Origin of the sequence: Primorskyibacter flagellatus (assembly GCF_014638275.1) — a bacterium.
GTDB lineage: Bacteria > Pseudomonadota > Alphaproteobacteria > Rhodobacterales > Rhodobacteraceae > Pseudooceanicola > Pseudooceanicola flagellatus_A.
Window position 1 is genome coordinate 501,895 of the sequence record NZ_BMFJ01000002.1, and the last position, 22,316, is coordinate 524,210.

Below are 22,316 nucleotides of genomic sequence, written 5' to 3' on the forward strand. Positions count from 1 at the left end.
CAAGACCATGGTTGCTTCGCTTGTCCCGACCGAGGATGAAGTCATGCTGCGCGACGCCGCGCGCGGGTTCCTGCAGGAATCCTCGCCGGTGTCCGCCTTCCGCGCCAACCGCGATGCGGGCCGCGCCTACGATCCCGGCCTCTGGAAGGAAATGGCCCAGATGGGCTGGACCGGCGTGCTCCTGCCCGAGGGTGCAGGCGGGTCCGAGATGGGCCACCGTGCCGCCGGCATCCTGTCCGAGGAGATGGGAGAGGTCCTCGCCGCTTCCCCCTTCATCTCGACCGCCGTCATGGCCGCGACCGCGCTGAAAGGCGCGGCGAACGACCGGCTGGCCGGCATCGCGGACGGCTCTGCCATCTACGCGCTGGCCGTGGACGAAGGCTCCAAGCACGCGCCCGAGCGCACCGGCCTGAGGGCAGAGAAGTCGGGCAACGCTTTCAAACTGACCGGCCGCAAGGTTTTTGTCGCCGACGGCACCTCTGCCTCGCGCGTCCTTGTCCTGGCCCGCACCGGCGGCACCGTGGGTGAGGCGCAGGGCCTGACCCTCTTCGACATCGACGCCGACCGCGCCCGCCTGACCCGCACCGCGAAACGCACCGTGGATGAACGCGACCACGCCCAGCTTGATTTTGACGGGGTCGAGGCCACAGGCGACGACGTGGTCGGGGAAGTCGACGGAGGCATAGCCGCAATCGCCACCGCCCTGAACGCAGGCCGCGCCGCCCTGTCCGCCGAACTGCTCGGCGTCTCGGCAGGCGCCTTCGGCATGACCACCGCCTATCTGAAGGAACGCAAGCAGTTCGGCCGGATCATCGGCACCTTCCAGGCGCTCCAGCACCGCGCGGCGCACCTGTTTGCAGAGATCGAGATCACCGCGTCGGCCATCGCCAATGCGGGCCGCATGATGGACGAAGACCCGGAAAACGCTGACCTCGCCACCTCCATCGCCAAGGCCCGCGCCACGAAGACCGCCAAGCTGGCCGTGTCCGAAGGCGTTCAGATGCACGGCGGCATCGGCATGACCGACGAATTCGACATGGGTTTCTTCATGAAGCGTGCCCGCGTTGGCGCGGAATGGCTGGGCGACTACGGCTACCACGCCAATCGCGTCGCCAAGGCACGGGGCTTCTGATGTCGGACCTCCTCGTCGCGAAACTGTTCGACCTGACGGGCAAAACCGCGCTTGTCACCGGCGGCGCGTCCGGCATCGGCTACATGGCCGCCGAGGCACTGATGGGCGCGGGCTGCAACGTCATGATCGCCTCGCGCAAGGCCCACGCCTGCGAAGGCGCGGCGGATCAGCTGAACGCCATGGGCCTGAAAGGCAGGGCCGAGGGGTTCGCGGGCGATGTCGGAACCGAACAGGGCGTGCTCGACCTTGTGGCTGAGGTCGAGAAGCGCACCGATACCCTGCCCATCCTGCTCAACAACGCTGGCAAGACCTGGGGCGCGCCCACGATCGAGGAATTCCCCTATGAGGCCTGGTCCCGCGTGCTCGATGTCAACGTGACAGGCATGTTCTACCTCACGCAGAAGCTGCTGCCCCTGCTCCGCAAGGCCGGCACGGCAGAGGATCCGGCGCGCGTGGTCAACACCGGCTCCATCGTCGGAATGCAGCCGCGCGGCGGCACGGCCTACAGCTACGGCGTGTCCAAGGGGGCGGTGCATCACATGACGACGCTGCTGTCCTCGGAACTTGCCCCGCAGCACATCACCGTCAACGCAATCGCGCCCGGCCCCTTCCTCTCCAAGATGATGGCCTTTGCCATCGGCACCGAGGAACAGCGCGAACAGGCGGGAAAACGCATTCCCCTTGGCCGCGTCGGATCGCCCGAGGACATCGCGGGCGCGGTGCTTTATCTCTGCTCCCGTGCGGGAGCGTATGTTTCGGGACACACGATCCCGATCGCTGGCGGCCTGAACGCCGCCGTCGCGGTGAAAGCCGCATCCGTAACGGAGGACTGAGGATGGCCAAGACCGTCACGAGGGAAGAGTACGAGGCCATGGTCGGCCAGGAGATCGGAGTCTCCGACTGGTTCGAAATCACGCAGGAGCGGATCAACACCTTCGCCGACTGCACCGAGGACTGGCAGTACATTCACGTCGACCCCGAAGCTGCCGCCAAGACCCCCTTCGGCACCACCATCGCGCACGGCTTCCTGACCATGTCGATGCTCTCGGCCATGGTCTACCAGATGCCCTCGGTAGAGGGCGTCGTGATGGGCGTGAACTACGGCATGAACAAGATGCGCTTCGTCTCGCCGGTCCCGGTCGGATCGAAGATCCGCGGCCGCTTCGTTCTCGACAAGGTCGAGGAGATCCGGCCCGGCGAAATCCAGACGACCACGACCGTCACTGTCGAAATCGACGGCAAGGAAAAACCCGCCCTCGTGGCCGAGTGGCTGGGACGCAGATATTTCGGAGAACAGGCATGAGCATTCGATTTGACGGCCGCGTGGCCATCGTCACCGGCGCGGGCGTCGGGCTGGGACGGTCCCACGCCCTCGGGCTGGCGAAGCTGGGCGCGAAAGTTGTGGTCAACGACCTCGGCGTCGCCACCGACGGCACCGGGTCTTCGACCGCGCAGGCCGATGCCGTGGTGAAAGAGATCGAAGCCATGGGCGGAGAGGCCATGGCCCACGGCGCGAACGTCACCGACGCCGCGCAGGTCAAGGATATGGTCGATCAGGCCATCGCCAAGTGGGGCAAGGTCGACATCCTCGTCTGCAACGCCGGCATCCTGCGCGACAAGACCTTCGCCAAGATGGAACTGGACGACTTCCGCAAGGTCGTCGATGTGCATCTCATGGGCTCGGTCGTGCCGACCAAGGCGCTCTGGGATCATTTCCGGGAAAACGAATACGGGCGGATCGTCTACACCACCTCCGCCTCCGGGCTCTACGGCAACTTCGGCCAGTCGAACTACGGCGCCGCCAAGGCTGCCATGGTCGGGCTGATGAACGTGCTGGTGCAGGAAGGTCAGAAATACAACATCAAGGCGAATATCCTCGCTCCGACCGCGGCTACCCGCATGACCGAAGGGTTACTTCCGGAACAGGTGCTCGACCTCCTGAAGCCCGAGACGATCACGCCGGGCATGCTGACCCTCGTCGCCGAGGATGCGCCGAACCGCATGATCCTTGGCGCGGGCGGCGGCTGTTTCGCCGAATGCCGCATCTACGAAACCGAGGGCGTCGCCTTCGGCGACGATGAACTCGACCCCGACACGATCATGTCCCGCATGGCCGACATCCGTGACGAAGGCAAACAGCAGATCATGCCCGGCGCCTTCGCCCAGACCCGCAAATACGCCCAGATGGCCGCAGAAAAACGCGGCATCGAACTACCCAAATCGTAACCCAGGGAGGAAACCCCAATGCGTGACGCAGTCATCGTCTCCACCGCCCGCACCCCGATCGGCAAGGCCTTTCGCGGTGCCTTCAACAACACCCAGGCCCAGGAGCTGATCGGCCACGCCGTGAAGAACGCGGTCGAACGCGCCGGGCTTGACGGGTCCGAAATCCAGGACTGCGTGATCGGCACCGCGATCCAGCAGGGCTCCACCGGCGGCAACATCGGCCGCCAGGCGGTGATCCGCGCCGGTCTTCCGGTCTCGGTCGCCGGCATGTCGATGGACCGCCAGTGTGCCTCCGGCATGATGGCCATCGCCACCGCGGCCAAGCAGGTCATCCATGACGGTATGCAGGTCGCCATCGGCGGCGGCGTGGAATCCATCTCTCTCGTCCAGAACCAGAACATGCGCACCGACCGCGCACGTGACCCGTGGATCCAGGAACATACCCCCGAACTCTACATGACCATGCTGGAAACGGCGGAGATCGTGGCCGAGCGCTACAATGTCTCCCGCGATGACCAGGACGAATATGCCCTGAAATCGCAGCAGCGCACCGCCGCCGCACAGCAGGCCGGCAAGTTCGATGACGAGATCGTTCCGCTGACCTCGACCATGGGCGTCATGAACAAGGAGACCAAAGAAGTCACCTTCAAGGAAGTGACGCTGGAAAAGGACGAAGGCAACCGCCCCTCGACCCAGCTTGACGACCTCAAGGGCCTTGCCCCGGTGTTCAAGGACGGCCAGCAGATCAAGGAAGGCAAGTACATCACCGCCGGCAACGCCTCCCAGCTCTCCGACGGCGCCTCCGCTTCGGTCATCATGGAGGCCAAGGAGGCCGAGAAGCGCGGTCTCAACCCGCTTGGCCGCTACGTCGGTGTCATGGCCGCAGGGCTCGGGCCGGAGGAAATGGGCATCGGTCCGATCTACGCCGTGCCGAAACTGCTCGAGGCGCACGGCCTCAAGATGGACGACATCGGCCTCTGGGAACTGAACGAGGCGTTTGCCTCCCAGGTGCTCCAGTCGCAGCGCGTTCTCGGCATCCCGGATGAACTGCTGAACGTGAACGGCGGCGCGATCTCCATCGGCCACCCCTACGGCATGTCGGGCGCCCGCATGGTCGGCCACGCCCTGATCGAGGGCAAGCGCCGCGGTGCGAAATATGTCGTCTGCACCATGTGCGTTGGCGGCGGCATGGGCGCTGCGGGCCTTTTCGAAGTCCTCTGAACGACTGAACGACACCGGCCCCCGCCGTCCCGCGGGGGCCACACCATACGGAACCGAATGCCCACCCTCTACCTCATCCGCCACGGTCAGGCCTCCTTCGGGGCCGACAACTACGACAAGCTCTCCGCCATCGGACATGAACAGTCCGAGGTGCTGGGCGCTTGGTTCGCCGCCGAGGGGATCATTCCCGACCTTGTCGCCCATGGCTCCCTGACCCGGCAGAAGGAAACTCTCGCCGGTATTCTCAAGGGCATGGCACACGAGATGATGGCAGAGGAACACCCCGGTCTCGACGAATTCGACTTCGGCAAGCTGCTCAAGGCGAAATATGCTGCGGGCGGTGAGCCGGACGGCATGATGACCGACCACAAGAGCCACTTCCGCACCCTGCGCACCACCGTTGCCGAATGGCAGCGCGACGAAATCCCGAACCCGCCCGAGATGTGGGCCGAATTCACCGGCCGCGTGGATACTGCCTGCCGGGCCCTGATGCGCGAGGGCGTTGAGACGGTCTTCGCGGTGTCCTCCGGCGGAGCGATCGCGCAGGCGGTGTCCGCCCTGCTGGAGACGCCGGGCGTTCACCAGACCAAGATGCAGCTGCAGATGAAGAACACCGCCATCACACGGTTCATCTACACGCCCCGCGCCACCTACTTCCACAGCTTCAACGAAACCCCGCACATCACGGCGGCCAATGCCGACCGGCTGCTGACCTATGCATGAGGCCCGAGACATGACCCAACAGGACCCCACCAAGCTGGACGTCGCCGCCGTCGAAAGCTGGCTCACCGCCAACCTGCCGGGCTTCAAGGGGCCCGTGACGGCCGAGAAGTTCAACGTCGGCCAGTCCAACCCGACTTTCCGGCTGATCACGCCCGACCACCGCTACGTGCTGCGTCGCAAGCCCCCCGGCGTGCTGTTGAAATCCGCCCATGCCGTCGACCGGGAATTCCGCGTGCAGAAGGCGCTGTACGAAACCGACGTGCCCGTGACCAAGGTGCATGTCCTGTGCGAGGACGAGGACGTCATCGGCTCCATGTTCTACATCATGGACGAGGTGGACGGCCGCCATTTCAACCTGCCTTCCCTGCCCGAGCTGCCCGTCGCCGACCGCCACGCCATCCATGACGAGATGTCCCGCGTGCTGGCCGCGATCCATGGCGTCGACCTCGACGCGACCGGCCTGTCCGACTACGGCCCCACGGGCAACTACTACGAACGCCAGATCGGTCGCTGGACCAAGCAGTACCGGGCCAGCGAAACCGACACGATCCCGGCGATGGACGAACTGATTGACTGGCTCAATAACAACATCCCCGGCGATGACGGCCTGCGCACGCTGGCCCACGGGGACTATCGCATCGACAACATGCTGTTCGAAAAGGACCGCCCGCGCATCGCCGCCGTGCTGGACTGGGAACTGTCGACCACCGGCCACCCCTATGCCGACGTCGCCGCCGTCATCATGCAGTGGTCCATGCCGGGCGGACCGGACAGCCGGGGCCTTGCCGGGATCGACCGCAAGGCCGAGGGCCTGATGACCGATGAGGAATTCATCGAAAGCTACTGCCGCCGCGCCGGAATCCCCGGCATCGACAGGTTCGGCTTCTACCTCGCCTTCACCTTCTTCCGCATGGCAGGCATCATTCAGGGCGTCTACAAGCGGGCGCTTGACGGCAATGCCTCCAACCCCGAGCGGGCGAAGAAGATGGGCGCGTCCGTCCCCCGCTTTGCCGAAGCCGGCCTGAACGCCGCCAAAACGGTCTGAGGAACGATGAAGGATCACAATCTGGACCCCGCGCTGGTCGAAGACCCCTATCCGCTGCAGAAACACCTCGGCTTTTACCTGACCGACTGGAGCGAAGGGTTCGCCCGCTTTGAACTGCCCGTGACGGGTTTCCTGATGAACCGCTACGGCATCCTGCACGGCGGCATCCACGGTGTCATGGCCGATACGGTCATGGGGTTCTGCGGGTGCTACACCGGAGACCCGGACAATCGCGAACTGGCGATGACGCTGAACCTGTCGGTCAATTACGTCGGCCCGCTCAAGGGCGACCTGCTGATCGCGGAGGGCCGGGTGACCGGCGGCGGGGCCAAGACCTTCTTCGCCGAAGCCAGTGTCAAGGACGAACTCGACAACATCGCCGCCCGCGCCACCGGCGTATTCCGCCGCCGCGGCCGCTGAGGCGCTCTAGAACAGGCCGAGGAACTTCTTCTTCGGCGCCGGCACCTTCTCCATGATCTCGAGGTAACGGGCGAAATCGTGCCGCCCGTTCACCACACCCTCGGCCACGGCACAGAACAGGTCGAAGGACGCCTTCTTGCGGGATTCGAACAGGTGGAAGAACTCCATGTCCCCGAAGAAGGTGCCGATTCCGTACACCCCTTTGTCCCAGAGCGGCCACTTCGGGTCGATGCAGAAGCCCGGGTAGATCAGCCCCACTGATTTTCCCGCCGCGAGTGTCTCATCCGTGAGGCTCTGCGCCACGTCTCCGACGTCCGTGCGCCGCATCGACGGGGACCCGACCGCCTTGTAATGCGACCGGGTCGTGCCAAGGAACATCGGCGCCGCATAAATCTTGCTGGGGTCCTTGTGATTGGCGACCTGCGCCAGCCCCACCACGTCGTATTGCGTGCACATGTCGAGGAAGCGGTCGAACCCCGCACGGCTGAGCGGAAATGCGTCGATATCGGCGACGATCACCTGCTCTCCCAGGCTGTCGTCCCGGAATATCCGGTTCAGCCACTCGTGATGCGAGGCGGAATCGTCCAGCCACTGCTTCAGCGGAATGCCGAGCGTTTCAAAAACCTTCGCCTGCCAGCTCACCAGTTCGGGCGAGATGTTGGACTTGTAGAAGGTGTGGACCGTGGGAAGGGTCATTTCTGTCTCCTGCCTGCCCAGTTCCGGGCGTTTGTCCGGCCGCGCCAGTTGTCGCGGATCAGGCGCCGCAACCGACGCAGCGTATAGAACCGGCGGGCCGCGGTGCTGCGTTTCGCCCCGGCCTGCGACTTGCCGATGTCGCTGTCCGCGCCGGTCGTGGAAAACAGCGGCGGCAACACGGCGATCCCCGCATCCACCCGCGCAAAGACCCTGCGCAGGTAATTGTCATACGGGCAATCTATGCCCCTGAAGGTCGCCAGGAAATGCTCCGCCCCGGCCCGTGTCCACAGAACCGCTGTTGCCAGCATTGCGATGTAGTGGCTGCGGTAGACACTGTGATTGCCGATCTCGCCGACTTGGGTCGCGTATTTGAGCCGCGGGTTGGCGACCTGCGCAATCATCCAGTCGGGCACGCCGCGCCCCGCCTGCCAGGCGATCAGCCTGTCGCAGACCGCCAGCGCATCGGGTGTCGGCGCGGCATCGTCTTCCAGCACCAGCGCATAATCCGCGCCGCTGTCCAGAAACGCCCTGAGCGCGGCCATGTGACTGAGGAAACAGGCGACTTCGCCGCCGTGCAGCTCACGCCCCATTTCGCTCAGCGACGCGGCGCGGTCATACTCGCGAAAGGATTCCGGAGGCCGCTTGCGGCCGTCGACGGCGGCAATGCGGTGAAAATCGGACCGGCCCAGCCCGGCCAGCGCCTCTGACAGGGCGGCCAGACGATCCGGCGAGTCATCGAGATTGATGAGGTAGATCTCGAAAGACGCCATGCCGGTTCACGAAAAGGGTTGTTCAGAAACAAAAATCCCGGCCCGGAGTCATCCGGGCCGGGACGGGCAGACGGGATTACTCCGCGTCCGCCTCTTCCTTGGTCTGCTCTTCGCCAGTCTCCTGGTTGACCATCTTCATGGCCAGCCGGACCTTGCCGCGATCGTCGAAGCCCAGAAGCTTGACCCAGACCTCCTGACCTTCCTTCAGAACGTCGGAAGGATGGTTCAGGCGGCGGTTCTCGATCTGGGACACATGCACCAGACCGTCGCGCTTGCCGAAGAAGTTCACGAAGGCGCCGAAGTCCACGATCTTGACGACCGTGCCCTTGTAGATCTGGCCCTCTTCCGGCTCTGCCACGATCGACCAGATCATGTCATAGGCCTTCTTGATGGCCTCACCGTTCGGCGATGCGATCTTGATGATGCCGTCGTCGTTGATGTCGACCTTGGCACCCGAAACCTCGACGATTTCGCGGATGACCTTGCCGCCGGACCCGATCACTTCACGGATCTTGTCGGTCGGGATCTGCATCGTCTCGATCCGCGGTGCGTGGGCCGAGAATTCGCCGACGCCGGACTGCGCCTTGTTCATCTCGCCGAGGATGTGCAGACGGCCCTCTTTCGCCTGGGCGAGGGCCTTCTCCATGATCTCCGGCGTGATGCCCGCGACCTTGATGTCCATCTGGAGCGAGGTGATCCCCGCTTCGGTCCCGGCCACCTTGAAGTCCATGTCGCCAAGGTGGTCTTCGTCACCCAGGATGTCGGTCAGAACCGCGTAAGACCCGTCGTCCTCAAGAACCAGACCCATGGCCACACCGGCCACGGCCGCCTTCAGCGGAACGCCCGCGTCCATCATGGACAGGGAGCCGCCGCAGACCGACGCCATGGAGGAGGACCCGTTCGACTCGGTGATCTCCGACACGATACGGATCGTGTAGGGGAAATCCGTCGCCGCCGGCAGAACTGCCTGAAGCGCGCGCCATGCGAGTTTCCCGTGACCGATCTCACGACGGCCGGGGGAACCGACACGACCAACCTCGCCGACCGAGTAGGGCGGGAAGTTGTAGTGCAGCATGAAGTTCGATTTGAAGTTGCCGTGCAGCGCGTCGATGAACTGTTCGTCATCGCCGGTGCCAAGTGTGGTCACGACCAGACCCTGCGTCTCACCACGGGTGAACAGGGCCGAACCATGGGTCCGCGGCAGCAGACCGGTTTCCACGGCGATCGGACGCACCTGATCCAGCGCGCGACCGTCGATCCGCTTGCCGTCCTTCACGACCGAACCGCGCAGAACGACCGATTCCAGCTTCTTGAGCGCGGAACCGAGGTTCGCGTCGGCCAGCTGCTCTTCGCTCAGACCCGCCTTGATGGCGTCCTTCGCGGCGGACACGGCGGCAACCCGCTCCTGCTTGTCGGTGATGGCGTAGGCCTTGCGCATCGCGTCTTCGCCAGCAGCCTTCACCACGTCGTAAAGCGCGGAGTAATCCGGCGGAGTGAAGTCGAACGGCTCTTTCGCGGCAGCTTCGGCCAGGTCGATGATCAGATCGATCACCGGCTGGATCTGCTCATGCGCGAAGGTCACGGCGCCCAGCATCTCGGCTTCGGTCAGCTCATAGGCTTCCGATTCCACCATCATCACGGCGTCCTTGGTGCCGGCGACGACGAGGTCCAGACGCTGCTCCGGGTTCGACCGCAGGTTCTGCATGTCGTCGACGCTCGGGTTCAGCACGTACTCGCCATCGACGAAACCGACGCGGCAGCCGGCGATCGGCCCCATGAAGGGCGCGCCGGAGATCGTCAGCGCGGCAGAGGCGGCGATCATCGCCACCACGTCCGGGTCATTGACCAGATCGTGCGACAGCACGGTGCACATCACCAGCACTTCGTTCTTGAAGCCGGGGACAAACAGCGGGCGGATCGGACGGTCGATCAGGCGCGCGGTCAGCGTTTCCTTCTCCGTCGGACGCGCCTCGCGCTTGAAGAAGCCGCCCGGCACTTTACCGGCGGCGTAGTATTTCTCCTGGTAGTGAACCGTCAGCGGGAAGAAATCCTGACCCGGCTTCGGTTCCTTGGCAAAGGTCACGTTCGCCATCACGCTGGTCTCACCAAGCGTCGCGATCACCGTGCCATCTGCCTGACGGGCAACCTTGCCCGTTTCCAGAGTGAGGGTTTCATCGCCCCACTCCATCGTCTTCGTCGTTACGTTGAACATCATCGTATCCTGTGAGGGAGCACTCGCGGCCCCTGCCGCGTCTCCCGTTTGCATGGCGGCCCCATTGCCGCCGACCCCTGTCCTTCGCACAACGCCGGGGTCCATAGCGTTACGTCTCAGATGCGCGGGCTGTACAGGATTTCGTCCCGGTTGCAAAGAGCGCACGGTCCCCCCGCCCGCCGATTTCTTGCCGACCGGACCGCGGTGGCCGTTACGGGGCCGGAGGTGTCAGAGGGAATGGCCCAACCGTGTCGACCAGCCTTCCCGTGCCATATGTGGCAGGTGGCCTGAATGGCGTTTCAGATCGGCGCATTCAGAGCAGAAGGTTCGTCCGTCCCTCGGAAATGCGCTGGAAAGCGGCCGGTTGCCAGTCGCGATCCACTCATCCCCGATCCGGAACGCTGCACAGATCGTGCATCGCGTCCCATTCGCCGTAGCCACTCCCCGCGGCGCGGTATTCAGGCAGGTCACCGGGTGGTGTGCGATGACGCGGTTCGATATGCGCAGGCCGCCGTGCGCTGCGGGACTGACGCACATCCGCATCGTCATATCTGCGACGGGTCCTCTGCAGGAATAGGTCGTTCTGAACGGCAGCCCCTTGCGGATGACGGCGGAAAAGATCGACTCGAGATAATCCATCGTCTCCATGTCCGAGATGAAGGCCCAGAGGGACCGGCCAAGCACCAGATGGCTCTGCGCGGCTTCACCGTTGTTGTTCAGCGCGAAATGATCCCACGGACCGGAGATCCCGGAAATACGCTGTCTGCGATCCAGTTCGTAACAGATGTCCATGGCCCCCCCCCCGAAACCTGACGTTGACGCAAGAGTGTACACAGGTACTCAGATCAGGAAAGAAAAAATTCCCCCTTCGGAGACATTACCTGATCCGCGGGACCGAACGCGACGCGCATCGCGCAAAGAAAATCGCCCGCTCCCAGCCGGGAACGGGCGCTATGATACAAGGCAGGGCTCCACCCCGCCACGTCTTACCGGCGGATCCCGAGCCGCTTGATCAGGTCCTGGTAGCGCGCTTCGTCCTTGCCCTTCAGGTAGTCGAGCAGCTTGCGGCGCTGTGCCACCATTTTCAGGAGACCACGGCGGCCGTGGTTGTCCTTGGTGTGCTCCTTGAAATGCTCGGTCAGCGTGGCGATGCGCGAGGACAGGATGGCAACCTGAACTTCGGGCGACCCGGTGTCGCCGTCCTTGGTTGCGTATTCCTTCATCAGGCGCTGTTTGTCTTCGACAGTGATCGACATCGGTCTCTCCTTTGGTCAAGGGGTGGCGGGCACAAGCCGGGATGTCGTCCAGCAGGGTCCGAAACGAATCTGCCGCCCAGTACCGGACGGCAATCCAGGCCGCTTAAGGCAAACACCGCCGGAAATAAAGCGGAAACTGGCCCGCCACTGCCCGGCCGCCGGCACACCGCCCGGTGTTACCCGTGGGAAACGGGACATTCGGCTCCACACGCCGCGGCATCTCGAGCCCCTTATCCGGGCCTCAGGAAACCGGCTGCCTCTCCTTCGGGCAGCAGGGCGATATCCGACATTCCGATCTGCGTTCCGCCCGGCAATGTCGCCACCACCACGCCGTCCAGCACGATCCGCGTCACCGTCCCGCTGTCGTCGATCGTCACATCGTGGTCCGACCCGGCATCCTTGTTCAGGACAAGGATCAGCTGATCCTCCCCGGTCAGGAAATCGATAAGTTCCGCCGGATCGTCCGCCGACCCGATCCAGTCGCCCGCCACCGCGAAATCCGCACCCGCACCGAGGGTGAGCGTATCGCCTGCCCCCGCCAGCAGCGTGTCGGACCCGTCCCCGCCGTTCAGGAAATCGCGCGCGCCGTCATCCCCTTCGGACCCGTCCAGCCGTGCCGTGAAACCAGTTATCCAGTCGTCGCCGGAGGAGCCGAACAGCGTGTCGTCCCCTGCCCCGCCTGTCAGAACGTCGTTGTCCAGCCCGCCGTGCAACGCATCTTCGCCCGCCCCGCCGGACAGGCTGTCGTCCCCGGCTCCGCCGTGCATGATATCCGCACCCGCGTCGCCCTGCATCAGGTCCCGCCCCATGTGGCCGAACAGCGCATCGTCACCGGAGCTGCCGTAGATCAGGTCATCGCCATCCCCGCCGTGCATCTCGTCATCGCCGGCGTCCCCGGTCATGCGGTCGGCCCCGTCGTCGCCCCGCATCATGTCGTCGCCAGAGGCCCCAGCCATCACGTCGTCGCCGGAATACCCGCCAAGCTGGTCTGCCCCTTCGGTGCCCGTGATCTCGTCCGCATCGCCGGTACCGGCCCGGATCTCCCCCGCGATCAGATCATACAGGTCGGCGGACGGGCGCGGTGCCTCCTCCTCCGGCGCGGCGGCGGTGTCATCTTCGTCCGTCTCGCCCTCGATCCCGATAATGGCGGTCGCGCCGACCAGCATCAAACCCATCATTCCCGCTAGCATCAGCATGTCATAACTCCACTCCGGCACAGCCGATAAGCAGCGCGCCGGGTCCGGTCAAAGACATACCGCAGCAGTAGTTAATCCTTCACGAAGATGCCCCGGCCAATTGCGCCATGGCCTCCGCATCCCAGGGCTCCGGCGCCTGGGCATAGCTCACGTACAGCGGATGACGCGGGTGCCCGTTCCGGCAGAGTCCCAGGTGATGCGGCGACCGACCCCGCAACTGCGCCGCCACCGCCGCCCCCTGATTCAGATGCGCCCCGTGAATACCCCAGGCCGCCAGCACCATGTCCGACCAGTCCGCACCTTCCGCCAGCGCCCGGGCGTTGTCCGCGCCGACCGGCACCTCCGCCGCCCTCAGGTCGCGCGGATCGGTAGCGCGCCAGGCGAACAGGTTCACCACCCGGAACGCGCCGAAGCCAAGCTGCCGCGCCCGCCGCTCGCAACGCTCTACCGTCGGATCGTTGACCCGCTCGCTCGCCCTGGACGGATTGAGCATGATGTAAAGCAACCGCGCCCCCGCCGCGTCCCAGCACCGGGTCAGGGCGTAACGATAGGCCCCGCAGTCCGAATAGAGCGCGGAGGACTCCGCATCGCCCTTCCGGAAGTGCCGTTCGATCACAGGTTGAACACCCGGCTCGGGTGCAGCTCCCCCGCGCGATAGATGCCCACGGCGACGGGGCGGCCCTGATGGCTGGCCCAGCATTCCTCGCCGTATTCGATGTCCTGCGCGATCACCAGCCCCGGGTTGCCGTTGCGCAGCCGGGCCGCCCCCTCGTCGCTGGCGCGCACCTCGGGCAGGCAGTCGAGCGCGACTTCCATGGGGATCAGCAGGTTGTCGATCTCCGGGCTCTTTGCCAGGTCCTCGATCCGCTCCATCCCCACGCCCTCGCTGGCGACGAAGGGCCCGGACCAGACCCGCCGGAGCCGGACGACATGCCCGTGACATCCAAGCGCCGCCCCGAGATCCCGCGCGACGGAGCGCACGTAGCCGCCCTTGCCGCACACCATCTCGAGCACGGCGGTATCCGCATCGGGACGCTCCGCCAGCGACAGGCTTTCGACCCAGAGCGGACGCGCGGCCAGTTCCATCTCCTCCCCCTCGCGCGCCAGTTTGTAGGCGCGCTGCCCGTCGATCTTGACGGCAGAGAACTGCGGGGGGACCTGCATGATCTCTCCGGTGAACTGCGCCAGCGCCTCCCGGATGTCCTCATCCGTCGGGCGCGCGTCGCTTTCCGCGATCACCTCGCCCTCCGCATCGTCGGTGTTGGTCGCCTGCCCGAAGCGCACGGTGAACAGGTAGGCCTTGAGCGCGTCGGTCACGAAGGGCACGGTCTTGGTCGCCTCGCCAAGCGCCACCGCCAGCACGCCGGTTGCCTCCGGGTCCAGCGTCCCCGCATGTCCGGCCTTCTTCGCGTCGAAAGCCCATTTCACCTTGTTCACCAAGGCGTTGGAGGTGATCCCCGCCGGCTTGTCCACCACCAGCCAGCCCGAGATGTCGCGTCCCTTGCGATTGCGTGCCATGCCCTACCCTTCTGTTCCGGCGCGCGGGCCTAGCCCGCTCCGGCCCTGCGGTCAATCCGCCGGTCGCGGCTCCACCACGCCGACGATCGGTCCCATGCGCAGCCCCAGGTCGCTGCGACCGATCTGCGGGGCATAGAGCCGAGAGATGTTGCCGTCGAAATACAGGGCCTGAGGCAGACCCAGCCCGTCCCGGAAAAGCGAGGCGAATTCATAGAACGTCACCGGCAGGTCGGACATCACGAAGAACGCCCGGCTGCCGTCCGCCGTGACCCCGACCCCGTTTCGGATGTAACGCGAGGTACTGTCCGGCAGGAAACGGGGATGCAGCTCTCCGTCGATCACCAGCATTGGCCCCGACTGCGTGGCCGAGGGGCAGTCCGCCGTGTCGCGGGTCTCGTAGGTGAGTGTCTCGATCACCTCGGCCCGGCCCGCACCGATGCAGAAGACCCCGTTCGGAAGCATCCCGAAGTTGCCCGGCCCGGCCGTGTCGATCACGCCCCGCACCTCCGCACCGTTTTCGCGGTAGTGCCCGACCGGGCTGCGGTCCTCATGATACATGCCCGCATTCATCGCGAAGGCCAGCTGCCCGCCCTCGCCCGCCAGCCGCGCGTCCACGGCAGAGAAGCTGCCGTAGGCCGTGCCGCCCGGGTCGGTCAGGAAAAGGCGCAGATCCTCGGTCGTCGCGTCGACCTCGCAGACGGTGTAGGAGCGCCCATCCCAGGGCTCCGTCCGGCAGTCCACCGCTTGCGCGGGCAGGACCCACAGCGCCAGCAGCGCCGGAAGGGACGCCGCGCTAGTCCTCCACATCGCGCCGCACGTCGTCCTGGCCGAACAGCCGACGGGTTTCGTCCATCCGATCGAAGGTCTCGTCGATGCGGAAACGCAGGTCGGGCGTATACTTCAGTTCCAGCTTCTTCCCGATCAGCCGCCGCAGCTCCGCCTTGTTGCGGGCCAGCAGCTCCACCACCTGATCCTGCCCCTGCCCGCCAAGCGGCAGCACATAGGCTGTTGCGATCTTGAGATCGGGGGAGGCCTGGACCTCGCCAACGGTGATCGACATGCGGTTCAGGTCGGGGTCGTGGATGTCCCCGCGCTGCAGGATTTCCGACAGCGCCCGGCGGATCGTCTCCCCGACACGCAGCTGGCGCTGAGAGGGTCCGGCGCCGTCGTGATGATGGTTTCTGCTCATGTCCCGCAGATAGACCCTCCCCGCCCCTTTGCCAAGCGGCGCGCAGGCCAGTAAGCAGGGCGGACAGGAAAAGGAGCGCCGCGAATGACCCAGCCCCCCGGAATTGTCGTCACCGGAGCCTCCGGACGCATGGGCCGCATGCTGATCGAAACCGTGACCGCCAGCGACCGTGCCCGCCTGACCGGTGCGGTGGAGCGTTCGGGCCACGACTGGATCGGCCGCGACCTCGGCACCTGTCTCGGCGGACCCGAAACCGGCGTGATCGTGACCGACGATGCGGCTGCGGCCTTCGCTGGCGCGCAGGCGGCGCTGGACTTCACCGCCCCCTCCGCGACCGTCGCCTTTGCCCGTGCCGCCGCCGAAACCGGCTGCGCCCATGTCATCGGCACCACCGGCTTCGGCAAGGAGGACCTCTCGGCCATTGCCGGCAGCGCGAAGAAGACCGTCATCGTGCGCGCGGGCAACATGTCGCTCGGCGTGAACCTGCTGACCATGCTGACCCGCAAGGTGGCCGAGGCCCTGGACGAGGACTTCGACATCGAGATCGTGGAATCCCACCACAACCGCAAGGTCGACGCTCCCTCCGGCACCGCGCTGATGCTGGGCGAGGCCGCGGCGGCCGGCCGGGGTGTCGCGCTCGACGACGTTGCCGACCGGGGCCGGGACGGCATCACCGGCGCCCGGAAACGCGGCGACATCGGTTTCGCCGCGATCCGGGGCGGCGGCATCGTCGGGGAGCATGACGTGATCTTCGCCGGGCCGGGCGAACGCATCGTCCTGCGTCACATCGCCGACGATCGGGGGCTCTTTGCACGCGGCGCCCTGCGGGCCGCGCTGTGGGCTCATGGCAAGGCACCCGGCGAATACGACATGCTGGACGTGCTCGGTCTGGGCTGACCCGCCCCGTATGCCACGTCATCCTCGGACTTGATCCGAGGTTCTCTCCCGGCACGAGATCCTCTGATCAAGTCCGAGGATGACACGTCCCTATCCATCCGACGCGACCCAATCCCCCCCCCAACAGGGGGGGAGGGCCAGGGAGGGGGGCCATGCGCACCATTCCCACCCGCGCCATGCAATCCCCTCTCCCCTCGGGGAGAGGGTCTGCGTGAGGGGGCGGCCCCCTCAGAAATCGACCGCGATTCCCTTCTTCTCCCAGTCGCCGAAACGCACCGGCTCCGGACCGTCGCGGCCGCCCAGTTCCACCGGCATCGCCTCCGCCTTCGCCGCCTTCCGGCGCGCCTCCGCCTCGGCCAGCGCGCGCTGTGCCGCAGGGGGCAGGTCTGTCCGGAGGGTGTCGTCGGTCATCTCGGGCTTCCTTCTGATCGCACCCATGATATACGCCCGGACCTGACAGGGGCAAGGAAACAGGGCAGGAAACGCAGTATGCCGGACCGCAGAGACAGCAAACCGGGACGCCCCGGCAAGGGTGGCCCCCGTCGCGACGGTCCTGCCCGCGGCCCCCGCACCGGAGCCCCCGACCGTCCCCGCCTTCCCCCCGATCCCCGCCGCGTCGCGCACCAGATGCTGAGCGCCGTGACGGAGGAACAGCGCATCCTCGCCGACCTCCTCGGCCGCTCCGGTCCCGTGGCCCGGCTTGACCCGCCTGTCCGCGCCCGCGCTCAGCGGCTCACGACCGAAACGCTCCGCCACCTCGGTGCGCTCGACGCCCTGCTCGGCCAGCACCTCGCCCATATGCCGCCGCTTCCGGTGCTCAACGTGTTGCGCATAGCCGCCTATGAACTGCTGGCCGGAGAGGCGGCGCATGGCGTGGTCAACTCTGCCGTCACCCAGATCGCCGCGATGCCACGCCACAACCGCGCCAAGGGCATGGCGAACGCCGTCCTGCGCAAGGTCGCCGGCGCCGGCATGTCCTTGGCCGATCTACCCGCCTCCCGTATCCCCGAATGGCTGCGCGATCCGCTCGTCATGGCGTGGGGCGATGAAATCGTCGCCGCCTGCGAAGCCGTCCAGTCCCGCCCCGCACCGCTGGACCTGACCCCGCGCGAACCTTCGACGACGAAGACCCTGGCCGAAACGCTGAACGCCACCGTCCTGCCGACCGGCACGCTCCGGATCGCCGACAACGTGCAGGTCACCGCCCTGCCCGGCTACGAGACCGGCGAATGGTGGGCGCAGGACGCCGCCGCCGCGATCCCCGTCCGGGTGCTGAACCCGCAGCAGGGCGAAAAGGTGCTCGACCTCTGCGCCGCACCGGGCGGCAAGACGATGCAGCTGGCCGCTGCCGGGGCCCGTGTCACTGCGCTCGACATCTCCGCCCCGCGGAGCGAGCGGATCGCCGCCAACCTCGCCCGCACGGGCCTCTCCGCCCGCACCGTGACCGGCGACGCGCTCGAGTTCACCGAAACCGGCTGGGACGCGATCCTGCTCGACGCACCCTGCTCTGCCACCGGCACACTGCGCCGCCATCCCGACCTGCCGCATGCGCGTGACGGCAGCGAGATCGGAGCCCTGATCGCCCTCCAGTCCCGCATGATCGACCACGCGCTGAGCCTGCTGAAACCCGGCGGACGGCTGGTCTACTGCACCTGTTCCCTGATCCCCGACGAGGGCGAGGTGCAGGCGGAGGAGGCCATCGCCCGCCATCCCGGCCTGACCGCCGACCGCGCCGCGCTGGACCTTCCGGGCCTCGACCCTGACTGGATCACCGAAGAGGGCGGGCTGCGCCTGCGCCCCGACCTCTGGTCCGATCTCGGCGGGATGGACGGCTTCTACGTGGTTGCCCTCCGCCGCCCGCGCTGAGACCCAGAATTTTCGGTGACGTTCCCCGGACCCGGCACTATGGTCCCCCGGGAGACGCCCCAGAAAGCGACCGACAGGCAGGATGACCGAAACATCGACCCGCGCCGCATCCGGGCCCCGGTTCCTTGACCGGGTCTATGCCCGCACGACGGCCCGGACCCGTCCGCCGGGCGGGTTCGTGTCGCAGCCCGAACCGCGCAGCGTCGGCAGCTTTGCCAAGGGCCGCCAGTTGCTCGCCGGGAACTTCATGTTCGCCGGCTATCTGGTGGAGGATCAGGGCGGCGACATCTGGTCCCTGACCCCGCCCGCCCCCGCGTTCGAGGCGGAGCTCCACGGCTTTGGCTGGCTCGACGACCTCGCCGCAGTCGCCGACGGACCGACCCGCGACAAGGCGCAGGCCTGGCTCTGGGACTGGATCGCACGCTACGGCGACGGCTCTGGGCCGGGCTGGACGCCGGACCTGACGGGACGCCGCGTGATCCGCTGGATCAACCACGCGTACTTTCTTCTGCGCGGGCAGGAGAAGCCTGAACAGGACGCCTATTTCAAGGCGCTCGGCCATCAGACCCAGTTCCTGCACCGCCGCTGGAAAAGCGCCCGCCCCGGCCTGCCGCGGTTCGAGGCGCTCTGCGGTCTGATATACGCCGGCCTCTCGCTCAACGGCTTCTCCGACCGCGTCGGCCCGGCACAGAAGGCGCTGGAAAGGGAATGTGCGACCGAAATCGACCCGCAGGGCGGAATCGCCACCCGCAACCCCGAGGAGCTGCTGGAGGTCTTCACCCTCCTGACCTGGGCCGAGGCCGCGCTGACCGACAGCGCACGTCCCCTCGCCGATGCCCATCTCGCCGCGATCGGGCGCGTCGCCCCGACCCTGCGGACCCTGCGCCACGCCGACGGCAGCCTCGCCCGGTTCCACGGCGGCGGACGCGGGATCGAAGGGCGGCTGGATCACGCGCTCGCGTCCTCCGGCATCAAGCACCGCCATCCGGCCGGGCTGTCCATGGGGTTCGCGCGCCTTTCCGCCGGACGCACCAGCGTCATCGTCGATGCCGCCGTGCCGCCGAAGGGCGCGGCCTCTACCGCCGCCCATGCCTCCACCCTCGCCTTCGAACTGACCTCGGGCCGCCGCGCGATGATCGTCAACTGCGGATCCGGTGCCAGCTTCGGACCCGACTGGCAGCGCGCGGGACGTGCCACGCCCAGTCACTCCACGCTCAGCCTTCAGGGACAGTCCAGCGCCCGGCTCGGCAAACCCGGCCGCACGGGCGGAGAGCCCCTCGTCGACGGTCCGAAGAACGTCCCCGTCCGCATGACCCAGGCCGCCGACGGGCTGCGGTTCCAGGCCGGGCACGACGGCTACGTGAAATCCCATGGCCTGACCCACGCCCGCACGCTCGAACTCACCGCAGACGGGCGCGGCATGGCCGGAGAGGATCTGCTGATCGCGGTCGAGGATGCGCACAAGCGCCGCTTCGACTCCGCGCTGGATGCCAGCCTTCAGGGCATTCCCTTCCAGATCCGCTTTCACCTGCATCCGGAAGTCGAGGCGCAGCTCGATCTCGGCGGCCTCGCGGTGTCTCTGGCGCTGAAATCCGGAGAACTCTGGGTCTTCCGTCATGACGGCAGCGGCGAATTGCGCCTTGAACCTTCCGTCTTTCTGGAGAAGAACCGCCTCAAGCCGCGTGCGACCACCCAGATCGTGCTGTCCGCCCTGGCCGTGGAACACGCGACCCGCCTGCGCTGGTCGCTGTCCAAGGCCCAGGATACGCCGATCTCTATCCGCGACCTGAACCGCGACGGGTTGGACGAGGCGTTCTGAGACCTAACGACTGCCGATCCGAGGACCCGCCACAGCATGACCGACCTTCACCCTGTCCGCCGCGCGCTGATTTCCGTTTCCGACAAGACCGGGCTGGTCGATCTGGCGAAGGAGCTTGCGGGCATGGGCGTGACCCTGCTCTCCACCGGCGGCAGCGCGGGTATGCTGCGCGACGCGGGCCTGACCGTGACGGATGTGGCCGATGTGACCGGCTTCCCCGAAATGATGGACGGTCGCGTGAAGACCCTGCACCCCAAGGTGCACGGCGGCCTGCTGGCGCTGCGTGACAACGACGGGCACGTCAAGGCCATGACCGATCACGGGATCGACCCGATCGACCTGCTGATCGTCAACCTCTATCCCTTCGAGGAAACCGTCGCGAAGGGTGCCGACTATGACACCTGCATCGAGAACATCGACATCGGCGGCCCCGCCATGATCCGCGCCGCCGCCAAGAACCACGCCTTCGTCAACGTCGTCGTGGATGTCGAGGACTACGGCCCCCTGATCGACGAACTGAAGGCCAACAACGGCCAGACCACGCTCGCCACCCGCAAGCGGCTGGCCCAGGTCGCCTATGCCCACACCGGGGCCTATGACGCCGCCGTCTCCACATGGATGGCGCAGGCGATCGGAGAGGACACCCCCCGCCGCCGCGTCTTTGCCGGCACGCTCGCGCAAGGGCTCCGCTACGGCGAGAACCCGCACCAGTCAGCCGCCTTCTACCGCGACGGATCGGCCCGCCCCGGCGTGTCCACAGCGCAGCAGCATCAGGGCAAGGAACTGTCCTACAACAATATCAACGACACCGACGCGGCCTTCGAACTGGTGTCGGAGTTCCTGCCCGCGAACGGCCCGGCCTGCGCGATCATCAAGCACGCCAACCCCTGCGGCGTCGCCCGCGGCGGGTCCCTGCGCGAAGCCTACCTGCGGGCCTTCGACTGTGACCGCACCTCGGCCTTCGGCGGGATCATCGCGCTGAACCAGATGCTCGACGGCGAAACAGCCGAGGAGATCGCGCAGATCTTCACCGAGGTCGTGATCGCCCCCGGTGCCGACGATGCGGCGAAGGAGATCTTCGCGAAGAAGAAGAACCTCCGCCTGCTGACGACCGATGCGCTGGCCGACCCCAAGACGGCGATCCTGACCTACCGGCAGGTGGCGGGCGGGATGCTGGTGCAGGACCGCGACAATGGCCGCATCGACATGGACGACTTGAAGGTGGTGACGAAACGCGCGCCTTCGGAGAAGGAGATGGCGGACCTGCTCTTTGCCTGGACCGTCGCAAAGCATGTTAAGTCCAACGCCATCGTCTACGCGAAGGACGGGGCCACGGTCGGCATTGGCGCGGGCCAGATGAGCCGGGTCGACAGCTCCACCATCGCCGCACTCAAGGCGCAGCGCATGGCGGAGGAGACGGGGCTGGGCGAAACGCCCGCCAGGGGCTCCGTCGTCGCCTCCGATGCCTTCTTCCCCTTTGCGGACGGCCTGCTGGCGGCGGCGAACGCGGGCGCGACGGCGGTGATCCAGCCCGGCGGCTCCATGCGCGATGACGAGGTCATCAAGGCCGCGGACGAGGCCGGCCTCGCCATGGTCCTCACCGGCATGCGCCACTTCCGGCACTGAACGGATGCGGACCGTCTTCTGGGCCGCGCTCGCGACCTTCCTCCTCGACCAGATCAGCAAATACGCCGTGGTCCACGGGCTCAACCTGATCGAACGGCAGGAAATCGCGGTCGCCCCGCCCCTGCTGACCCTGCGCATGGCCTGGAACACCGGCATCAACTTCGGCCTGTTTTCCGACGGATCCGGGTCCCGCTGGCTGCTCATCTTCGTCGCCCTCGCGGTGTCCGCCGGGGTGCTGATCTGGGTCCGCCGCGAACGCCCCCGCCGCGCCGGGCTGATCGCCGCCGGTCTGCTTGTCGGCGGCGCGCTTGGCAACGTCGTGGACAGGGTGATCTACGGGGCGGTGGCGGACTTTCTCAACATGTCCTGCTGCGGCATCGACAACCCCTACGCCTTCAACGTCGCCGACATCGCGATCTTCATCGGAGCGGTCGCGCTGGTGCTGACCCCGGCCGAGAAAGGCGCGTGACCTCGGTCACAAGATCAGGTAGAGATTCCGACCAT

General features: G+C 66.5%; 24 protein-coding genes. 13 read left to right on the top strand and 11 right to left on the bottom strand.

The window, feature by feature from the left end:
- Positions 1-7: 7 nt before the first annotated feature.
- The 8 genes from IEV87_RS16730 to IEV87_RS16765 are packed head-to-tail and all read left to right on the top strand — an operon-like array spanning position 8 to position 6,767.
- Positions 8-1,132: an acyl-CoA dehydrogenase family protein gene (locus IEV87_RS16730; protein WP_188478954.1), complete on the top strand. Its 1,125-nt coding sequence runs from the start codon at positions 8-10 to the stop codon at positions 1,130-1,132.
- On the top strand, positions 1,132-1,965 hold the full coding sequence (locus tag IEV87_RS16735; RefSeq protein ID WP_188478955.1) for an SDR family oxidoreductase: 834 nt from the start codon (positions 1,132-1,134) through the stop codon (positions 1,963-1,965). Before IEV87_RS16730 ends, IEV87_RS16735 begins: the two co-directional genes overlap by 1 nt.
- 2 nt (positions 1,966-1,967) lie before the next feature.
- Positions 1,968-2,435 (top strand): MaoC family dehydratase, encoded by a 468-nt coding sequence (locus tag IEV87_RS16740; protein ID WP_188478956.1) that lies wholly within the window; start codon positions 1,968-1,970, stop codon positions 2,433-2,435.
- Positions 2,432-3,358, top strand: coding sequence for an SDR family NAD(P)-dependent oxidoreductase (locus tag IEV87_RS16745; protein WP_188478957.1), 927 nt, complete (start codon positions 2,432-2,434; stop codon positions 3,356-3,358). The genes IEV87_RS16740 and IEV87_RS16745 overlap by 4 nt, the downstream gene beginning before the upstream one ends.
- 18 nt (positions 3,359-3,376) lie before the next feature.
- On the top strand, positions 3,377-4,579 hold the full coding sequence (locus IEV87_RS16750) for an acetyl-CoA C-acyltransferase (protein WP_188478958.1): 1,203 nt from the start codon (positions 3,377-3,379) through the stop codon (positions 4,577-4,579).
- 57 nt (positions 4,580-4,636) lie between these two features.
- Complete coding sequence (locus tag IEV87_RS16755; protein WP_188478959.1) at positions 4,637-5,302, top strand: histidine phosphatase family protein; 666 nt, start codon at positions 4,637-4,639, stop codon at positions 5,300-5,302.
- Between the two features lie 10 nt (positions 5,303-5,312).
- Positions 5,313-6,347: a phosphotransferase family protein gene (locus IEV87_RS16760; protein ID WP_188478960.1), complete on the top strand. Its 1,035-nt coding sequence runs from the start codon at positions 5,313-5,315 to the stop codon at positions 6,345-6,347.
- A 6-nt stretch (positions 6,348-6,353) separates the two neighbouring features.
- Positions 6,354-6,767: a PaaI family thioesterase gene (locus tag IEV87_RS16765; protein ID WP_188478961.1), complete on the top strand. Its 414-nt coding sequence runs from the start codon at positions 6,354-6,356 to the stop codon at positions 6,765-6,767.
- Positions 6,768-6,773: 6 nt separating this feature from the next.
- Here the strand turns inward: IEV87_RS16765 and IEV87_RS16770 are convergent, their stop codons facing one another.
- The 10 genes from IEV87_RS16770 to rbfA form a co-directional block, all read right to left on the bottom strand.
- A complete protein-coding gene (locus IEV87_RS16770) occupies positions 6,774-7,463 on the bottom strand; it encodes a hypothetical protein (protein WP_188478962.1) in 690 nt (229 codons plus the stop codon).
- Positions 7,460-8,233 (bottom strand): glycosyltransferase family 25 protein, encoded by a 774-nt coding sequence (locus IEV87_RS16775; RefSeq protein ID WP_188478963.1) that lies wholly within the window; start codon positions 8,231-8,233, stop codon positions 7,460-7,462. Before IEV87_RS16775 ends, IEV87_RS16770 begins: the two co-directional genes overlap by 4 nt.
- A gap of 76 nt (positions 8,234-8,309) precedes the next feature.
- Positions 8,310-10,445 (bottom strand): polyribonucleotide nucleotidyltransferase, encoded by a 2,136-nt coding sequence (pnp, locus tag IEV87_RS16780; RefSeq protein WP_188478964.1) that lies wholly within the window; start codon positions 10,443-10,445, stop codon positions 8,310-8,312.
- Positions 10,446-10,673: 228 nt separating this feature from the next.
- The gene (locus tag IEV87_RS16785) at positions 10,674-11,237 is read right to left on the bottom strand and encodes a hypothetical protein (RefSeq protein WP_188478965.1); all 564 of its coding nucleotides are present in this window, start codon (positions 11,235-11,237) and stop codon (positions 10,674-10,676) included.
- A gap of 194 nt (positions 11,238-11,431) precedes the next feature.
- Entirely contained in the window at positions 11,432-11,701 is a 270-nt protein-coding gene (gene rpsO, locus IEV87_RS16790) for a 30S ribosomal protein S15 (protein WP_188478966.1), read from the bottom strand.
- Between the two features lie 230 nt (positions 11,702-11,931).
- Entirely contained in the window at positions 11,932-12,897 is a 966-nt protein-coding gene (locus IEV87_RS16795) for a calcium-binding protein (protein WP_188478967.1), read from the bottom strand.
- Between the two features lie 79 nt (positions 12,898-12,976).
- The gene (locus IEV87_RS16800) at positions 12,977-13,513 is read right to left on the bottom strand and encodes a DUF1643 domain-containing protein (RefSeq protein WP_229737679.1); all 537 of its coding nucleotides are present in this window, start codon (positions 13,511-13,513) and stop codon (positions 12,977-12,979) included.
- Positions 13,510-14,415 (bottom strand): tRNA pseudouridine(55) synthase TruB, encoded by a 906-nt coding sequence (gene truB / locus IEV87_RS16805; protein ID WP_188478969.1) that lies wholly within the window; start codon positions 14,413-14,415, stop codon positions 13,510-13,512. The genes IEV87_RS16800 and truB overlap by 4 nt, the downstream gene beginning before the upstream one ends.
- Positions 14,416-14,466: 51 nt before the next feature.
- On the bottom strand, positions 14,467-15,222 hold the full coding sequence (locus IEV87_RS16810; protein ID WP_188478970.1) for a phosphodiester glycosidase family protein: 756 nt from the start codon (positions 15,220-15,222) through the stop codon (positions 14,467-14,469).
- The gene (rbfA, locus tag IEV87_RS16815; protein WP_188478971.1) at positions 15,209-15,604 is read right to left on the bottom strand and encodes a 30S ribosome-binding factor RbfA; all 396 of its coding nucleotides are present in this window, start codon (positions 15,602-15,604) and stop codon (positions 15,209-15,211) included. Before rbfA ends, IEV87_RS16810 begins: the two co-directional genes overlap by 14 nt.
- An 84-nt stretch (positions 15,605-15,688) precedes the next feature.
- Here rbfA and dapB point away from each other — a divergent pair, with 84 nt between their 5' ends.
- Entirely contained in the window at positions 15,689-16,501 is an 813-nt protein-coding gene (gene dapB, locus IEV87_RS16820) for a 4-hydroxy-tetrahydrodipicolinate reductase (protein ID WP_188478972.1), read from the top strand.
- Positions 16,502-16,729: 228 nt separating this feature from the next.
- Here the strand turns inward: dapB and IEV87_RS16825 are convergent, their stop codons facing one another.
- Positions 16,730-16,912, bottom strand: a complete 183-nt coding sequence (locus IEV87_RS16825) for a DUF1674 domain-containing protein (RefSeq protein WP_188478973.1) — start codon at positions 16,910-16,912, stop codon at positions 16,730-16,732.
- Positions 16,913-16,990: 78 nt separating this feature from the next.
- On the opposite strand from IEV87_RS16825, the gene IEV87_RS16830 reads away from it, so the two are divergent.
- From IEV87_RS16830 to lspA, 4 genes are all read left to right on the top strand, one after another.
- A complete protein-coding gene (locus IEV87_RS16830; protein WP_188478974.1) occupies positions 16,991-18,367 on the top strand; it encodes an RsmB/NOP family class I SAM-dependent RNA methyltransferase in 1,377 nt (458 codons plus the stop codon).
- 82 nt (positions 18,368-18,449) lie between these two features.
- Entirely contained in the window at positions 18,450-20,186 is a 1,737-nt protein-coding gene (locus IEV87_RS16835; protein ID WP_188478975.1) for a heparinase II/III family protein, read from the top strand.
- Positions 20,187-20,222: 36 nt separating this feature from the next.
- Positions 20,223-21,812 carry a bifunctional phosphoribosylaminoimidazolecarboxamide formyltransferase/IMP cyclohydrolase gene (gene purH, locus IEV87_RS16840; protein ID WP_188478976.1) on the top strand — a complete coding sequence of 530 codons (1,590 nt, stop codon included), beginning with the start codon at positions 20,223-20,225 and terminating at the stop codon, positions 21,810-21,812.
- A 4-nt stretch (positions 21,813-21,816) separates the two neighbouring features.
- On the top strand, positions 21,817-22,281 hold the full coding sequence (gene lspA, locus IEV87_RS16845) for a signal peptidase II (protein ID WP_188478977.1): 465 nt from the start codon (positions 21,817-21,819) through the stop codon (positions 22,279-22,281).
- Positions 22,282-22,316 lie beyond the last annotated feature (35 nt).